14 protein-coding genes and 1 pseudogene are annotated in these 15583 nt (G+C 67.0%); 11 read left to right on the top strand and 4 right to left on the bottom strand.

What is annotated here, in order from left to right; genetic code table 11:
- Positions 1–5: 5 nt before the first annotated feature.
- Positions 6–449: a VOC family protein gene (locus tag NWF24_RS11360; RefSeq protein WP_258354260.1), complete on the bottom strand. Its 444-nt coding sequence runs from the start codon at positions 447–449 to the stop codon at positions 6–8.
- A gap of 57 nt (positions 450–506) precedes the next feature.
- Here NWF24_RS11360 and NWF24_RS11355 point away from each other — a divergent pair, with 57 nt between their 5' ends.
- The 3 genes from NWF24_RS11355 (at position 507) to NWF24_RS11345 (ending at position 4264) form a co-directional block, all read left to right on the top strand.
- Positions 507–1109: a TetR/AcrR family transcriptional regulator gene (locus tag NWF24_RS11355; protein ID WP_258354259.1), complete on the top strand. Its 603-nt coding sequence runs from the start codon at positions 507–509 to the stop codon at positions 1107–1109.
- 351 nt (positions 1110–1460) lie between these two features.
- Positions 1461–2858: a DUF2868 domain-containing protein gene (locus tag NWF24_RS11350; protein ID WP_258354258.1), complete on the top strand. Its 1398-nt coding sequence runs from the start codon at positions 1461–1463 to the stop codon at positions 2856–2858.
- The gene (locus NWF24_RS11345; protein ID WP_258354257.1) at positions 2855–4264 is read left to right on the top strand and encodes a GTPase/DUF3482 domain-containing protein; all 1410 of its coding nucleotides are present in this window, start codon (positions 2855–2857) and stop codon (positions 4262–4264) included. Before NWF24_RS11350 ends, NWF24_RS11345 begins: the two co-directional genes overlap by 4 nt.
- On the opposite strand, the gene NWF24_RS11340 is transcribed toward NWF24_RS11345, so the two are convergent.
- Entirely contained in the window at positions 4261–5250 is a 990-nt protein-coding gene (locus NWF24_RS11340) for a sialic acid TRAP transporter substrate-binding protein SiaP (protein WP_258354256.1), read from the bottom strand. The two genes, NWF24_RS11345 and NWF24_RS11340, sit on opposite strands and share 4 nt — an antisense overlap.
- Before the next feature lie 156 nt (positions 5251–5406).
- Between NWF24_RS11340 and NWF24_RS11335 the strand changes: the two are divergent.
- The 7 genes and pseudogenes from NWF24_RS11335 to NWF24_RS11305 form a co-directional block, all read left to right on the top strand.
- Positions 5407–5529: pseudogene (locus tag NWF24_RS11335) on the top strand (macro domain-containing protein); the annotation flags it as partial.
- Between the two features lie 87 nt (positions 5530–5616).
- A complete protein-coding gene (locus NWF24_RS11330) occupies positions 5617–7371 on the top strand; it encodes an IlvD/Edd family dehydratase (RefSeq protein ID WP_258354255.1) in 1755 nt (584 codons plus the stop codon).
- A gap of 5 nt (positions 7372–7376) precedes the next feature.
- Complete coding sequence (locus tag NWF24_RS11325; protein WP_258354254.1) at positions 7377–8147, top strand: class I SAM-dependent methyltransferase; 771 nt, start codon at positions 7377–7379, stop codon at positions 8145–8147.
- Positions 8148–8255: 108 nt separating this feature from the next.
- Positions 8256–9695 (top strand): glycerophosphodiester phosphodiesterase family protein, encoded by a 1440-nt coding sequence (locus NWF24_RS11320; protein ID WP_258354253.1) that lies wholly within the window; start codon positions 8256–8258, stop codon positions 9693–9695.
- 27 nt (positions 9696–9722) lie between these two features.
- Positions 9723–10346: a PAQR family membrane homeostasis protein TrhA gene (trhA, locus tag NWF24_RS11315; protein WP_258354252.1), complete on the top strand. Its 624-nt coding sequence runs from the start codon at positions 9723–9725 to the stop codon at positions 10344–10346.
- A gap of 39 nt (positions 10347–10385) precedes the next feature.
- The gene (locus NWF24_RS11310; RefSeq protein WP_258354251.1) at positions 10386–11300 is read left to right on the top strand and encodes a bestrophin family protein; all 915 of its coding nucleotides are present in this window, start codon (positions 10386–10388) and stop codon (positions 11298–11300) included.
- 88 nt (positions 11301–11388) lie between these two features.
- On the top strand, positions 11389–12303 hold the full coding sequence (locus NWF24_RS11305) for a LysR family transcriptional regulator (protein ID WP_258354250.1): 915 nt from the start codon (positions 11389–11391) through the stop codon (positions 12301–12303).
- Between the two features lie 11 nt (positions 12304–12314).
- Here the strand turns inward: NWF24_RS11305 and NWF24_RS11300 are convergent, their stop codons facing one another.
- Positions 12315–13517, bottom strand: a complete 1203-nt coding sequence (locus NWF24_RS11300) for an NAD-dependent formate dehydrogenase (RefSeq protein WP_258354249.1) — start codon at positions 13515–13517, stop codon at positions 12315–12317.
- 134 nt (positions 13518–13651) lie between these two features.
- The gene (locus tag NWF24_RS11295; protein WP_258354248.1) at positions 13652–14983 is read right to left on the bottom strand and encodes a DUF2325 domain-containing protein; all 1332 of its coding nucleotides are present in this window, start codon (positions 14981–14983) and stop codon (positions 13652–13654) included.
- Positions 14984–15135: 152 nt separating this feature from the next.
- On the opposite strand from NWF24_RS11295, the gene NWF24_RS11290 reads away from it, so the two are divergent.
- A complete protein-coding gene (locus tag NWF24_RS11290; protein WP_258354247.1) occupies positions 15136–15570 on the top strand; it encodes a DUF3806 domain-containing protein in 435 nt (144 codons plus the stop codon).
- Positions 15571–15583: the final 13 nt, after the last annotated feature.

Below are 15583 nucleotides of genomic sequence, written 5' to 3'. Positions count from 1 at the left end.
CACCATCAGGTCGGCAGCGCGCCGGCCTCGTACTGCGCAACGAACTCCCCGCTCGGCGGGATCGGCTTGATGATGTCGATCAGCACGCCGTTCGGGTCGCGCGTGATGAAGTGGCGCTGGCCGAACGCCTCGTCGCGCAGCGGCAGAAGGATCGGCAGGCCGGCGGCCTTCAGCCGGTCGTGCACCGCGTCGGGGTCGTCCACCTCGAAGTTCAAGAGCGTGCCGCCAGCCACCTGCCCGCGCGCGGCGGCCGGAATGGTTTCATGCCGGCCGTCGAGCACGGCGAGATTCACCGAGGGCTCGTCCGCCAGTTGCAGGTGCACATACCAGTCGCTCGTGAACAGTGGCGTGAAGCCGAAGTGCGCCTGGTAGAAGTTCGCCGTTCCCGCGACGTCGTTGGTCATGAGAACGGGGTAGTAGCTCGTCACTTTCACGATGGATCCTTTCATTTAACATACAGGCTGCATGTAAATTTTGAATATAACTTACAGACAGACTGTATGTAAATGGCCGATTCACCCACTCCAGCCCGAACCAACCGTGAACGCACGGAAACCACGCGCCTTGCGCTGATCGAGGCCGCGCGCGCGCTCTTCGTCGGCAAGGGCTACGGCGACACCTCGACGCCGGAGATTGCGACGGCCGCCGGCATCACCCGAGGCGCGCTGTACCACCACTTCGTCGACAAGCGCGACCTGTTCCGCCAAGTGCTGCTGCGCGAAGGCGAAGCCGTGGCCGCCGACATCGAGGCGGCCACGCCCGAGCAGCTCTCGCCGCGCGAGGCGCTGCTCGAAGGCAGCAAGGCCTATCTGAACGCGATGACGGCGCCGGGCCGCACGCGGCTGCTGCTGATCGACGGGCCGGCGGTGCTGGGCATGGCCGAAGTCATGGCCATGGACGACGCGACCTCGGCGAAGTCGCTGCGACAGGGGCTGGAGCGCGCCGGCCTGGGCAAGGGCGAGGCGTCGCTCGACGCCCTGACCCCGCTGCTCGCGGCGGCCTTCGACCGGGCCGCGCTGGCCATCGACGCAGGCGCGGACGTAGAGGAAACCCGCACGGCGATGCTGTGGCTGCTCGAGCGAGCGCTCAGCCCGGTCAGGAAGCGCTGATGCGGGACATGTCGTGGGCCGATGCTTCGCACGCGCCTACATCGCACGCCGCCCCCTGCCGACAGTGATGCCGCAAACGCGGCGCAATGCTGGACTCATCTTCAACCCAGAGGAGTCTTCGCGTGAATTCCATCATCTACATCGTCGGTCTGGTCGTGGTAGTCGTAGCCGTGCTTTCGTTCTTCGGCCTTCGCTGAGACCGGGCACGCACCAACGACCTCCGCACCATGCAGAACGGGGCCGCTTGCGGCCCCGTTTCTCGTCGTGGCCGCCCGAAGCTTGCCGGGCATAATTTGCGCGCCCCGGCGCCATGCGGGGCCTCATTGACCGATTGGCTGCGAAGGGACCCTGTTGACCAACACCGCGCTGCGCGAATCTGCTTTTCCGGATGCGGTGATCACCGAGGCGATCCGATGGACCGAACAGAACGGCCCGCTCGACGACGCACAAGCCCTGCGCACCGCAGCGTCGCGCACAGCCGATGCCCACGGGCAAGTCACCGAACGCGCGCTACAGCTCGGCGAGCGCATCGGCCTGCAGCCTGAACTCGCACGCGCCCGGCAGTGGGCGCCGTGGGTGCTGCTCGCGCTGGTGGCGCTGATCGTCATGGCCGGTCTCGGGCTGGCGGGCAACGTGGTCGGCGGCGGCGAGCGCCACATCAATGTGATCGTCGCGCTCGTGAGCCTGCTGGGGCTGCACGCGCTCACGCTGCTGCTGTGGCTCGCGGGCCTGTGGATGCCGCTCGGCTCGTTCAATACGGCATCGCTCGGCTGGATCTGGCTGTCGCTCACCGCGCGGGTGGCGGGCGGCAAGCGCGGTCAGGCGCCAGTGCTGATGCGCGCGGCCACGGGGCTACTGTCTCGCGCGAAGCTGCTGCCGTGGGCCTTCGGGCTGGTGAGCCACGGCATCTGGTCGCTGTCGTTTGCGGTGGTGCTGGCCGCGATGCTGTTCGCGCTCGCGTTTCGCAGCTACACGCTGAGCTGGGAGACGACCATTCTTGACCCGGACTTCTTCGTGCGCGCGGTGCAGATGCTGGGCTGGGCGCCTGCGAAGCTCGGCTTTCCTGTGCCCGATGCCGCCACCGTACTGGCCGCTGCCCCTGGCGCCGCAGGCCAGCGCACATGGGCGCTGTGGCTGACCGGCTGCATCGTCGTCTACGGGCTGCTGCCGCGCGTCGCGCTCGTGCTGCTTAGCGCCTTCGTCTGGAAGCGCCGCCGCAAGGCGCTGCAGCCCGACTGGCGCGAGCCCTACTACCGCAAGCTGCTGGCCCGCTTCGCCGCGTTGGCGCCTACGGCCATCGTCGATGCCGATCCGGGCCGCACGCGCGGCGCCGTGCCCGCGGGCCTGCCGGCCTCGGAACTGCAAGACGCCCTCTTCGTCGTCGGCTTCGAACTGCCGCCCGACATGCTCTGGCCTCCAGCCGCCCTGCCCACCGGTATCGCAACGCAGGTGCAGCGCATCGACGGCAGCGCCCCTGCGCGCCGCGCCTTGCTCGACCAGTTGACCCATACCCATCCACGCACGGTGCTGCTGGTGTGCCACGCCGCATCGAGCCCCGACCGCGGCACCGAGCGCTTCCTGCGCGAAGTGCTGGCGCATTGCGGCGAATGCCGCCTGTGGCTGGCCGACGCGCCCGGCGCGAGCGCCACGCAGCGTTGGCTCGACTGGCTGCGCGACACCGGCCTGGAACGCATCACCGCCAGCGACCGCCTGGACATCGCCCTGCCAGAAAGCGCCATCGTTCCATGACGCAACCCATCCGCATCGCCGTCGTCGGGCACACCAACGCGGGCAAGACCTCGCTGCTGCGCACGCTCACGCGGCGCATCGGCTTCGGCGAGGTGTCGCAGCGCCCCGGCACCACGCGCCATGTCGAATCGGTCGACCTCGACGTCAACGGCGAAACCGCCGTGCGCTTCTTCGACACGCCGGGCCTCGAAGACGCCGTGGCATTGCGCGAGCACCTTGCCGGCTTCGATGCGCAGGCGACGCCACCCGACCGCATCCGCCAGTTTCTGCAGGGCCCCGAGGCCCATGGCGTGTTCGAGCAGGAGGCCAAGGTACTGCGCACCATGCTCGACATCGACGCGGCCTTTCTCGTCATCGACGTGCGCGAGCCAGTGCTGCCCAAGTTCCGCGACGAGATCGAGCTGCTCAACTCCTGCGCGCGCCCCGTACTGCCGGTGCTGAATTTCGTGCGCGATGCCGCCAGCCGTGAGCCGGCGTGGAAGGAGCTGCTCTCGGCCTACGGCCTGCATGTGCAGGTGCGCTTCGATGCCGCGGCCCCTTTCGTCGGCGCCGAGCAGGACCTGTACAACGACCTCGCCACGCTGCTGCGCGAACGCCGCGATCTGCTGCGCGGAGTGGTCGATGCACTGGCCGATGAAGCGGTGCAGCGCCGCCAGTTCGCCTGCACGCGCATCGCCGCCCTGCTGGTCGATGCCGCCGCGGTGCGCCGCACGGTGTTGTCCACCGAGTTCGCTGACACCGCGCGCCGCCAGGCGCTCGTCGCCGCGCTTCAGAAGGCCGTGTTCGACAAAGCCCAGCGCTGCACCGACGATCTGCTCGCGCTCTACGGCTTTCGCCAGGGCGACGCCGACGAAGCCCCGCTGCCAATGATCGAAGGCCGCTGGACGCTCGACTTCTTCAGCCCCGAGGCCATGAAGGACGCGGGCCTGCGCCTCGGCAAGGGCGCGGTCATCGGCGCGGCAGTGGGTGTGGTGGCCGACCTGGCCGTGGCCGGCATCTCGCTAGGCGCGGGCGCGGCGCTGGGTGGCGCCATCGGCGGTGCGGTGTCGCAGGGCTGGGGGCCGCTCGGCCGCAAGCTGGCCAACAAGCTGCGCGACGTGCACGAACTCACCGTGGAAGACGGTGTGCTGTTCACGCTGGTCGCGTGGCAGTTGAAGCTCACGCAGGCGCTGGAGCAGCGCGGCCATGCGGCCACGCAGCGCATCGCCGCCGAGTCGCCCGAGGACGGCGACGCTCCCACGCGAGCCGCAGCAGCTGCCGTGCGTGGCGTGCAGCCGGCGCGCAACCATCCCGAGTGGGAAGCCAGCGGCATCGCAACGCGCAGTTTCTGGCGCCCCTCGCCGCAGCGCGAAGCGCTCGTGGCCGACCTGTCGCAGGCGTTGCTGCGCGCTTTCGAAGCGCCTTAATTCGCCCCTGCCAGCGCCTGCAGCTTTGCGTAGTCACCCGGCCGCGCCCCCGCCTGCTCGGGCGTCGAGCGCTTGACGATCCGCTCCAGGAACAGCTGCCGATTGACCGGCGCCACGGTCATGCCCTTGTCGCGCAGGAATTTCTCGTCTTCGAGTTCGCCGGCGATCACGCCGACGTTGGTCCACTTCGCGGTTTCCACGAGCACCTTCTCCACCATCGCCTGCTGCGGCGGCGCGAGCCTGGCCCAGGCCGCCTTGCCGATGACGATGCCCAGCGTGTCGTAGACGTGCGCCGTCAGCAGCACGTACTTCTGCACTTCGTAGAGCTTCTTCGACTTGACGATGTCCAGCGGGTTTTCCTGCGCCTCCACCTCGTTCTTCTTGAGCGAGCTGTAGAGGCTCATGAAGGGCAGCGTCACCGGCTTGGCGTCGAGCGCGGTGGCAAACAGCTGGTAGGCCGCGGCAGCGGGCACGTACAGGCGCAGGTCGCGGAAGTCTTCGGGCTTGGCCAGCGGCTTGGACGACGTGACCTGGCGCGCGCCGTAGTACACGGAGGCCACCATGCGGTTGCCGCTTCTTTCGTTGTAGCCCTTCATCAGGTCGGCCAGCAGCGGGCTCGCCAGGTACTTGCGCATGTGGTCGAGGTCTTTGAAAGCAAAGGGATAGCTCCCCAGGCTCAGCGGCGGATAGCCCTCGGCCAGCGTGGCCTGCCCGACGTAGGCGATCTGCACCGAGTCGTTCGCCAGCATCAGCGGAAAGTCGCCCTCCTGCCCCAGCTTGGAAGACGGCACCACCTCGATCTTGATCTTGCCGTCGGATTGCTCGGCGATCTTGCGCGCCGCCAGCTCGGCCTGCTGGTGGAAGATGCTCGTGGGCTCGTAGATATGCCCCCACTTGAACTGCAGCACCTGCGCATGGGCGGACATCGCCCCTGCGAGCGCCATGCAAAGAACACCGGCGCGGTGCCATGGCAACAAGCTTTTCATCGACTCTCCCTCGGGTTGAGAACAGTCCGGCCGTATGCAAGATCGACGCCATGGCAGCCGGCGGACGCCGGGCAAAATGCGCCCGACCCGGGAATCGTAAATATTTGCAACAAACATCGAAAGCGGGTTTGCCCGACTCCGGCCCGCGCGCCTACGATGCCAGCCCCGAGCCACCGCACCATGACGACCACCCTTCGAGTCGACGCCATCGTCAACGCCGCCAACTCATCGCTGCTCGGCGGCGGCGGAGTGGACGGCGCGATCCACCGCGCGGCCGGACTGGCCGAAGGCGCGCGCTGAAAGAAAAGCCAGAAAAGCTGTCAGCGAGTCAAATACCAGTTCCGACGAACAACAAACCCACGCCCGATGTCCGAATCCCCCTTCGAGCCCGACGACAACACCGACAACAGCAACGCGGGCATGCGCAAGGGCCTGACCAGCTACGGCGACCGCGGCTTCTCGCTCTTCCTGCGCAAGGCCTTCATCAAGGGCGCGGGCTATACCGATGCGGCGCTCGACCGCCCCGTGGTCGGCATCGCCAACACCGGCAGCGCCTACAACCCCTGCCACGGCAACGCGCCGCAGCTCATCGAGGCCGTCAAGCGCGGCGTGATGCTCGCGGGCGGCCTGCCGATGGACTTTCCGACCATCTCGGTGCACGAAAGCTTCGCCGCGCCGACCAGCATGTACCTGCGCAACCTGATGTCGATGGACACCGAGGAGATGGTGCGCGCGCAGCCCATGGACGCCGTGGTGCTCATCGGCGGCTGCGACAAGACCGTGCCGGCGCAGCTCATGGGCGCAGCCTCCGCGGGCCTGCCGTCGATCCAGCTCATCACCGGCTCGATGCTCACGGGCAGCCATCGCGGCGAACGCGTGGGCGCCTGCACCGACTGCCGGCGCTACTGGGGCAGGTACCGCGCGGGCGAGATCGACGCCGAGGAAGCCGCAGACGTCAACAACCAGCTGGTCGCGAGCGTGGGCACCTGCTCGGTGATGGGCACGGCCAGCACCATGGCCTGCATTGCCGAGGCGCTGGGCATGACGATGCCGGGCGGCGCCTCGCCACCCGCTGTGACGGCCGACCGCATCCGCATCGCAGAGCAGACCGGCGCGCAAGCCGTGCAGATCGCGCGCGACCGCCTCACCATCGACAAGGTGCTGACCCCCGCCGCCTTCGAGAACGCGATGCGCGTGCTGCTGGCCATCGGCGGCTCGACCAACGGCATCGTGCACCTCGCAGCCATCGCCGGCCGCATGGGCCTGGACATCGACCTGCTCGCGCTCGACCGCATGGGCCGCGAGACGCCGGTGCTGCTCGACCTGAAGCCCTCAGGCCAGCACTACATGGAAGACTTCCACGCCGCTGGTGGCATGGCCACGCTGCTACGCGAACTCAAGCCGCTGCTGCACCTCGATGCGCTCACGGTCACGGGCCGCACGCTGGGCGAAGAAATCGAGCGCGCCGGGCCGGGCTTCAGGCAGGACGTGGTGCGGCCCGCCAGCCAGCCGATCTATCCGCAGGGCGGCATCGCGGTGCTGTGGGGCAACCTGGCGCCGGGCGGCGCGATCATCAAACAATCGGCCGCCGACCCGGCGCTGATGGAGCACGAGGGCCGCGCCGTGGTCTTCGAGAACGCTGAAGACCTGGTGCAGCGCATCGACAGCGACGCGCTCGACGTCACGCCGCAAGACGTGCTGGTGCTCAAGAACATCGGGCCCAAGGGCGCGCCGGGCATGCCCGAGGCGGGCTACATTCCGATTCCACGCAAGCTCGCGCGTGCCGGCGTGAAAGACATCGTGCGCATCTCCGACGGTCGCATGAGCGGCACGGCTTTCGGCACCATCGTGCTGCACGTGACGCCCGAGTCGGCCATCGGCGGGCCTCTGGCGTATGTGCGCAGCGGCGACCGCATCAGGCTCAGCGTGGCCAAGCGCGAGATCTCACTGCTGGTGACGGACGAAGAACTGGCGCGCCGCGCGAAGGAAACGACGGTGGTCGAACCCACCGCCGAGCGCGGCTACAAGAAGCTGTTCCTGCAGACCGTGATGCAGGCCGACAAGGGCGTGGACTTCGACTTTCTCCGGGCGCCGAACACCGTGGGCAAGGTGCCACGATAAAGCGCATGACCGACGATTTCTACGACGAGCTCGCGCCGCTCTATCACCTGATCTATCCGGACTGGAGCGAGAGCATCCGCCTGCAGGGCGACAAGCTCTCGCAACTCATCGAGGCCGAATGGCCCGGTGGTGGCGCGCATCGCAAGGTGCTCGATGTGTCGTGCGGCATCGGCACGCAAACGCTCGGGCTTGCGGCGCTCGGCCGCACGGTGACGGCCTCCGACCTGTCGGCCAACGAGATCGAACGCGCGCGGCATGAAGCGAAACTGCGCGGCCTCGACATCGCTTTCTCGGTGTGCGACATGCGCGAGGCGCACACACATCACGGCGGCGGCTTCGACGTCGTCATGTCCTGCGACAACTCAATGCCGCATCTGCAGACCGACGCCGACCTGCTGACCGCCTTGCGCCAGATGACCGCCTGCCTGCGCCCAGGTGGCGGCTGCGTCGTCAGCGTGCGCGACTATGCGAAGGAAGAGCGCGGCAGCAACCTCGTGAAGCACTACGGCGCGCGCGTGGAGAACGGACAGCGCCATGTGCTGTTCCAGGTCTGGGATTTCGATGACGGGGGCACGGGCGAGCACTACGACCTTGGCTTCTTCTTCGTCACGGAAGACCTCGCCACGCATGCCGTGAGCACGCGCGTGATGCGCTCGCGCTACTACGCCATATCGACGACGCGGCTGTGCGAGCTCATGCGGGAAGCGGGGCTGCAGGACGTTCGGCGCATCGACGGCGCATTCTTCCAGCCAGTGCTGGTGGGCACGCGGCCCTGAGCCTGCGCGCGGCTTCGGGGAGCGAGCGCCGGTCACTGTCCCGTCATGGGGCAAACCTAGCATCCGGCGGCTTTCGTTTCTCTTTCAACAAACACTCGAAGACCGCACATGACAAAGAGCGTCCCCGCACCCGCGCCCCGGCCGGTTCGCGCCGCCATCGCAGCCATCGGTGGCTGCCTCGTGATAGCCGCCTGTGGTGGCGGCAACGACGGAGGTGTCTCGTTCCCGGTCCTCCCGCCGGCACCGGCGCCCGCACCAGCCCCGGCTCCCCCTGCCCCCGCCCCGCTGGGCACGCTCGACGGCTCCGTGCCCCTGGTCATCGGCCATCGCGGCCTGCCAGGCCTGTACCCCGAAGAAACCAAGGTCGCCTACGAAGCCGCGGCCGATGCCGGTGCCGATTCGCTCGAGACCGACCTGCACCTCACCAAGGACTGCGTGCTCGTCGCGCGCCACAACCCCTGGCTCAGCGACAACACCAACATCGCCGACGTCGCCACGACCAACACCTCCGTCGCGGGCCGCAAGCGCACCGTGCCGGGCGTGCTGGTCAACGTGAAGTACCCGGCCATCGAGGCCAACGGCCCGGCCCAGTACCTGAGCGACCTGACCGATCCGAGCGATCCGAAGTCGGTGCTCAAGTCGCTCATCGTCGATGGCGAGGACCACACCAACGACTGGTCCATCACCGACTTCACGATGGACGAACTGCGCCAGTGGATTCGCGGCACCACCTACGACGCCCGGGACCAGCGCCCCACCGACCTCAACGGCAAGCTGCCGATCCTGAGCTTCCAGGAAGTGATCGATATCGCCAAGGCAAAGAGCGCCTCCACGGGCCGCACGCTCACCGTGTATCCGGAAACCAAGAACCCGATCTGGAACAACGCGCAGGCCATCGCCAACGGCTGCGGCCCGGCGGGCAGCCATCCGCTGGAAGACGCGCTGCTGAAGATCATGAATTTCAACGATCTCAACCGCAAGGACGCGCCGATCTTCGTGCAGAGCTTCGAGCCCGAGAGCCTGAAGTACCTGCGCTCGGCCGGCATGAAGGCTCGCGCCGTGCAACTGGTGGACGGCAACGACGTCAACTACCAGACTGGCGAGATGATCTACGTCACCAAGGACGTCTACACCTTCGTCGACGGCCGCCCCTACAGCTGGACGCTGGCCGGCAACCCCAAGTGGTTCGGCGAAATGCTCACGCCTGCGGGCCTGGCCGACGTGAAGACCTATGCCGACGGCATCGGCCCGTGGAAGCCGCAAGTCATGGCCCACACCATCGTGCCCTTCGTCACGCCCAACAAGGGCCTGGCCGACGTGAACACCATCAAACCCACCAGCCTGATCGCCGATGCGCACAAGGCCGGCCTGTTCGTGCACAGCTATACCTTCCGCAATGAGGCAAAGTACCTGGCCGGGATCTACAAGGGCGACCCGACGGCCGAGTACCTGGCGTACTTCCGCGCCGGCATCGACGGTGTGTTCTCGGACTTCGCGAACACGGCGTTCGCGGCGCGCAAGACCTACCTGAAGGAAACGGGCCGCTGAGGCAGAGCACGAAAGGCAGCCAGCACGATGTACCCCGGAGAACGACTCAACGGATACAGCCACCTGCTGGGCCTGCTGCTCGCGCTGCCTGCAACGGCGTTGCTGCTCGCCAAGACCTTGCCCACCGGCGACCCCGCGCGCATCGCGGGAGCGCTGGTGTTCTCACTCTCGGCCGTGGCCCTGTATGCGGCCTCCACCCTCTTTCACAGCACGCGCGGGCGCCTCAAGCGCATGTGGGAGCGCGCCGACCACTGCGCCATCTACCTGCTGATCGCCGGCACCTACACGCCCTTTGCGCTGGTCACGTTGCAAGGCCCATGGGGCTGGCTGTTGCTGGCGACGATCTGGGGTGCGGCGCTTTTCGGAATCTGGCGCGAGTTGATGCCGGCCAAGGGCAGCGGACAGAAGAAGCCCTCGCTGGCGCTGTACATCGGGATGGGATGGCTCGGCGTGCTGGCCGCCGTGCCGCTGGCTGCGCGGCTCGACGGCGCGGGGCTGGCATGGCTGCTGATCGGCGGCGTGCTCTACACGGCGGGCACCGTGTTCTATCGCAACAGGCAAGGCTTCCGGCATGCGCACGGAGCCTGGCACCTGTTCGTGCTGGCAGGCACTGCGAGCCACTACGTGGCGGTGGGCTGGTTCGTGCTGTAGGGGCCTGCGGGCCGGTCGTGCGGGGATAATCGCCGACCGATGATCGTCCGACCCCGCCCTCATTGGCTGCGCATGCTCTTCGTGTGGCGCGGCTCGGTCCTGCTGGACATAGCGCCGCAGCTCCTGTGGACCACCGCCTTCGCGGTGATGGTGACGGTGCTTCACGGCCGGCTGTTCCAGTGGAAGGTGCCGCTCAACTTCGTGCCCTTCTCGCTCATCGGCCTGACGCTGGCCATCTTCCTGGGCTTTCGCAACGGCACGAGCTATTCGCGCTACTGGGAGGCGCGCACACTGTGGGGCACGCTGCTCAACGAGACCCGCTCGCTGGTGCGGCAGGTGCTGACGCTGGCCGATGCCCCGGCCGAAGCAGGCACGCCGACCCTTCGCCTCATCGCCTTCGTGCATGCACTGCGCCACCAGTTGCGCGGCACCGATCCCTCGGCGGACCTCGCGCGGCTGCTGCCGCCCGAAGACTGCGCCCGCCTGCAAGCCGCGCGCTTCAAGCCGGCCGTTCTCCTGCTGATGGTCGGCGAATGGCTGCGGGACAAGCGCAAGGGCGGCCAGCTCGACCCGACGCTCGCCCAGGCCATGGAAATTCCGCTGGGCCGCCTGACCGAAGCGCTGGGCGGGTGCGAGCGCATCGCGGGCACGCCGATTCCGTTCACCTACTCGGTCATCATCCACCGCACGATCTACCTGTACTGCGTGCTGCTGCCCTTCGGCCTGGTGGACGCCATCGGCCCGATGACGCCGGTGGTGGTCGCGTTCATCGCCTACACCTTCTTCGCGCTCGAAGCGCTCGGGGCCGAGATCGAAGACCCGTTCGGCACCTCGCCGAACGACCTCGCGCTTGATGCGATGTCCCGCACGATCGAAGCGACCTTGCGCGAGATGCTGGGCGAGCCGCAGCCCGCGCCGTCAGCGCCGGGGCCTGACGAGTACGTGCAAACCTGAACGGCTTGCCTTCTTTCAGATAACCTCGATCCCGTTTCGTTATATTTCCAAAAATACAATGGTTCGACTCACCGACAAGGGTTGACCCATGTTCATTCGACAGTTGAGCTACGTCGTCGCGCTGGCGCAGGAAAAGCATTTCGGCCGCGCGGCCGCCGCGTGCAACGTGTCGCAGCCTGCGCTGTCGGGCGCGATCCGCGGCATCGAGCAGGAGCTGGGCGTTGTCATCGTCCAGCGCGGACGGCGCTTCGAGGGCTTCACCAAGGACGGCGAGCGCGTGCTCGCATGGGCGCGGCGCGTGCTGGCCGATTGCGAGAGCCTGCGCCAGGACGCCCGCGCCAGCGAAGACGACCCTGTCGGCACGCTGAGGATGGGCGTCATCCCCGCCTCCCTGCCGCTGGTGCCGATGCTCACGCAGTGCTGTCTGCAGCAGTACCCGCGCATGCGGCACGAGATCTATACGCTGTCGGCCACAGACACGCTGCGCAAGATCGCCAACTTCGAGCTCGATCTCGGGCTCAGTTACCTCGACGACGAACGGCTGAGCGCCTTCGAGACCCTGCCGATCTTTCGCGAGCGCTACGTGTTCGTCGCGGCCGACAAGTCGATGCTCGAAGGCATGACGTCGATGTCGTGGTCGGACGCGGCGAGCTTTCCGCTCTGCCTCTTCACCACCAACCTGCAGTGCCGTCGCGGCATGGACGCAGCCTTTGCCGCGGCGGGCGTGGAAGCGGTGCCGCAGGTGGAGACGGATTCAATGACCGCGCTGTGGGCGCATGTGCGCCGGGCCGGGCTCTACAGCATCCTGCCGCATAGCGTGCTGTGCCTGACGGAGTCGGCGGAGCAGCTCTGCGCAATACCGATGGCGCCGCAGCTGCAGCGCGACATCGGCCTTGTGCTGCTGGGGCAGCAGCCGCGGGCGCCGCTGCTCGATGCCGCCATGCGCCGTTTTCGCGAACTCGATCTGCAGGGCTGGGTGGACGGTTTTCTGCCGCCCACCTGAGCGGACCTTCCTTACTTCTTCGCGAAGCGCGCAGCCTCTTCCGCCCCCTTGGTCGCATTGCCGGCGCTGTACGAGTGCGCGCCAACGCCCGCAAGCTCGCCGCCCTGGACGATCAGGTACTCGTTGCGGATCGGCCGCTTGTCGAAGTAGCACTCGAGAATCTCTCGCGTGCCGGCCGCATAACGCGCCTGCGCCGAGAGGCTGGTGCCTGAGATGTGCGGCGTCATGCCGTGGTGCGGCATGGTGCGCCACGGGTGGTCGGCCGGCGCCGGTTGCGGGAACCACACGTCGCCTGCATAGCCGGCGAGCTGGCCGCTCTCGAGCGCAGCGGCTATCGCATCGCGGTCGCTCAGCTTGCCGCGCGCCGTGTTGATCAGGTAGGCGCCGCGCTTGAAGTTCTTCAGCGACTGCGCATTGACCATGTTCTCGGTCTCGGGGTGCAGCGGGCAGTTCAGCGTGACCACGTCGCACACCTTCGACAGGCTCTCCAGGCTGGTGTGGTGGGTCAGGCCGAGCTCTTTCTCCACGGCCTCCGGCAGGCGGTGGCGGTCCATGTAGTGCAGCTTGACGTCGTAAGGCTTCAGCAGGCGCAGCACGCGCAGGCCGATGCGGCCGGCGGCCACAGTACCGATGTTCATGCCTTCGAGGTCGTACGAACGCGCCACGCAGTCGGCGATGTTCCAGCCGCCCTTGATCACCCAGTTGTACGAGGGGATGTAGTTGCGCACCAGGCTCAGCGTCATCATCACGACGTGTTCGGCCACGCTGTTGCTGTTGCAGTAGGTCACCTCGGCCACGGTGATGCCGCGGTCCATGGCGGCCTGCAGGTCGGTGTGGTCCGAGCCGATGCCGGCAGTCACGATCATCTTGAGCTTCGGCGCCTTGGCGATGCGCTCGGCCGTCATGTAGGCGGGCCAGAAGGGCTGCGAGATGACGATCTCCGCGTCATGCAGTTCGCGGTCGAGCACGCTGTCGACGCCGTCCTTGCTGGAGGTCACCACCAGCTGGTGGCCGTTGGACTCCAGGTACTTGCGCAGGCCCAGTTCGCCCGAGACGCTGCCCAGCAAGGTGCCGGGCTTGAAGTCGATGCCCTTGGGCGTGGGCAGCGACTGTCCGTCGGGGTAGCGCTCTAGGTGCGGCAGGTCGTCGCGGGCGTAGGTCTTGGGGTAGCCGGTGACGGGGTCGTCGTAGAGCACACAAACAATCTTGGCCAATTTCATCTCCTGGTTGGGGTTGCAGCAACATTGCTGCACCGGGAGAGATGGTTTCCGAAGGACGTTTTCGGCGCCAATCGTTTGATTCGACCGCGTGATAGGCCTGCCTTATCAGGCAGGCAATGCAGGCGCCTTCAGCCGTTGCGCCGGCAGATCGACCCGCCCGACGACAGGTCTGGCGCATCCGGGCTCTCGGCCGGCGGGCTGGAAAAGGCGGCCGCGAAGCATCCGATGCCGGCGCTGCGCAAGGGCACATACCGGACCTGCTGACGCACACAGAGCCGCTTGAGGCTGTCCACCGACTCGTGGTCGATGCAGTCGACCGGAAACACCACCACCTCGGCCCACGACACCGCAGAGGCCAACAGCCCCGACCGGTCTTCGAGCCTGCCGCCATGGCGCTGGAACTCACCGCCGTGCCGATGCACGAGATCGCGGATGGCCGGCATCGAACTCGGCCGGCCGCCGACGTAGAGAATCCGCCGGCCTTGCAGCTGGCTGTCGAGATAGGCGCTGGGCGCGGCTTCGCCGGCATTCAGCTTCAGCTGGGCCTCGGCTGCCGCGAGTTCACGACCCAACGCGATCGCATGCTCGCGCAGGTGCTCCAGCTCTTCCTGGAGCCGGTTCGCCTCGGCAACAGCCGCCACCGCGGCTTGCTCGGCGCGCTCGCGCCGCCCGGTCTGGACTGCAATCAGGGATGCGGCCCGCTCGCTCTCTTCCTGCCTGATCCGCGCCGCCAGCTCCGGTTCATCCGGCGGAAACGATGCCCCCTTGGGGCTTGCGGCGTGATGAATCAGCTCGTGCTTCAACTTCGAGACCGCGTTGTCCCGCTCCTCGGTGAGTTCGTGCGACCTGGCCTGCTGACGATCAAGCCGCTCGCGCAGTTCGGTGTTCTCCCGTTCGAGCGCGACCAGGCGCCTGATGTCCGCCCGGTTCGCAGCGCCCACCAGGTGCGACAGCATGTGAACGTCGCCGAAGACCTTGCTCCTCAATTCGGGCGTGGCCTTGCGATGCATGAGAACGGCCCAGTAGGCTCCGGGGATCTCTCCCTGGCGAAGCGCCTCCTCCCAGAACTCTCTCAGCTCCGAGGTTGCGTGGATCTTCGAGACACGCTGGATGACCGGGGCGTGCCGATGATCCAGTGCTTTCTGCAATGCTTTGGCGACCCCGGCGTCTTGCGTGGCAAGCCGCACCGAGTCGTGGTGGATGTCGAGGTCGCTCACGCCTTGCAGATCGCCGTATCGGGCCATCAGCTTGCGCAGTTCGGATGTCGTCAGGCAGGTGCCGATCACGGAGCAGAAGAAGTTCGTGTCCAGATCGGAAAGCCTGATGCGGCCGTTCGCCGCCGGCTCGTCCGTACCCCCGACAGGATCGCAGCAGGCGGCGACGCTGCGGAAAACCGGACTCTGCGTTTCGGAAACAGCAGTCTGGCCCGACACGAGACGTTTGAATGGCGGGTTGAGCATTGTGTTTGTCACCTGGGTAGCAAGTCGGAGCGAGAGGCCTCTCGTCGTATCTGCAAGAATATAGCGAAATTGCCTTCGTGCGTCCCGGAGGGGGTGTGCGGCTTCACGTGACCAGGGTTTTCTGCGGCGCGATTGGATGGAATACTCGCGCCATGGAACAAAAGATCGTTTCGCCCGCAAAGTCGGACCTTCGGGCCATTGCCACGCAGCTCATGCACGCGTCGGAGCTGGTGTCCGAAGCCAGCGGTCACGAGTTGACCGGTACAAGGACAGACCTTGCCGCGCTGCAGAAGGTCATCGACTCGAAGCTCGTCGAGCCGGAAGCCACCTACTCCCTTCAGGCGCTGGGCCTCGCATTCGGCAAAGTGTTCATCAGCACTCGTACCGATTTCGACTGGTGGATGGTCGAGGACGAATACGGACGAGACCCCGCGCTCCGGTACAAGCAGACGACGCTTCTGCTGTTTCCCAAGACCATGATCTCCAAGCGAATCGAGGACGGCAAGGCAGTCAACGTCACGGAGATGTTCGAGGGGCTGCAGGAGACCGTTCGCGAAGTGCTGGCCGAGCACTACCCGGATGCCTGACCTGGTTCGAAAC

Origin of the sequence: Variovorax paradoxus (assembly GCF_024734665.1) — a bacterium.
Lineage (GTDB): Bacteria > Pseudomonadota > Gammaproteobacteria > Burkholderiales > Burkholderiaceae_C > Variovorax.
Note: the sequence above shows the minus strand (reverse complement) of the source record. Positions and strands in the feature narration are given on the sequence as shown.

Bases quoted from the DNA above. Each gene is read 5' to 3' on its own strand.
- NWF24_RS11345 (WP_258354257.1), top strand. From the start codon at position 2,855: ATGACGCAACCCATCCGCATCGCCGTCGTCGGGCACACCAACGCGGGC.
- NWF24_RS11325 (WP_258354254.1), top strand. From the start codon at position 7,377: ATGACCGACGATTTCTACGACGAGCTCGCGCCGCTCTATCACCTGATC.
- NWF24_RS11305 (WP_258354250.1), top strand. From the start codon at position 11,389: ATGTTCATTCGACAGTTGAGCTACGTCGTCGCGCTGGCGCAGGAAAAG.
- NWF24_RS11355 (WP_258354259.1), top strand. From the start codon at position 507: ATGGCCGATTCACCCACTCCAGCCCGAACCAACCGTGAACGCACGGAA.
- NWF24_RS11340 (WP_258354256.1), bottom strand. From the start codon at position 5,250: ATGAAAAGCTTGTTGCCATGGCACCGCGCCGGTGTTCTTTGCATGGCG.
- NWF24_RS11360 (WP_258354260.1), bottom strand. From the start codon at position 449: ATGAAAGGATCCATCGTGAAAGTGACGAGCTACTACCCCGTTCTCATG.
- NWF24_RS11310 (WP_258354251.1), top strand. From the start codon at position 10,386: ATGATCGTCCGACCCCGCCCTCATTGGCTGCGCATGCTCTTCGTGTGG.
- NWF24_RS11290 (WP_258354247.1), top strand. From the start codon at position 15,136: ATGGAACAAAAGATCGTTTCGCCCGCAAAGTCGGACCTTCGGGCCATT.
- trhA (WP_258354252.1), top strand. From the start codon at position 9,723: ATGTACCCCGGAGAACGACTCAACGGATACAGCCACCTGCTGGGCCTG.
- NWF24_RS11320 (WP_258354253.1), top strand. From the start codon at position 8,256: ATGACAAAGAGCGTCCCCGCACCCGCGCCCCGGCCGGTTCGCGCCGCC.
- NWF24_RS11330 (WP_258354255.1), top strand. From the start codon at position 5,617: ATGTCCGAATCCCCCTTCGAGCCCGACGACAACACCGACAACAGCAAC.
- NWF24_RS11295 (WP_258354248.1), bottom strand. From the start codon at position 14,983: ATGCTCAACCCGCCATTCAAACGTCTCGTGTCGGGCCAGACTGCTGTT.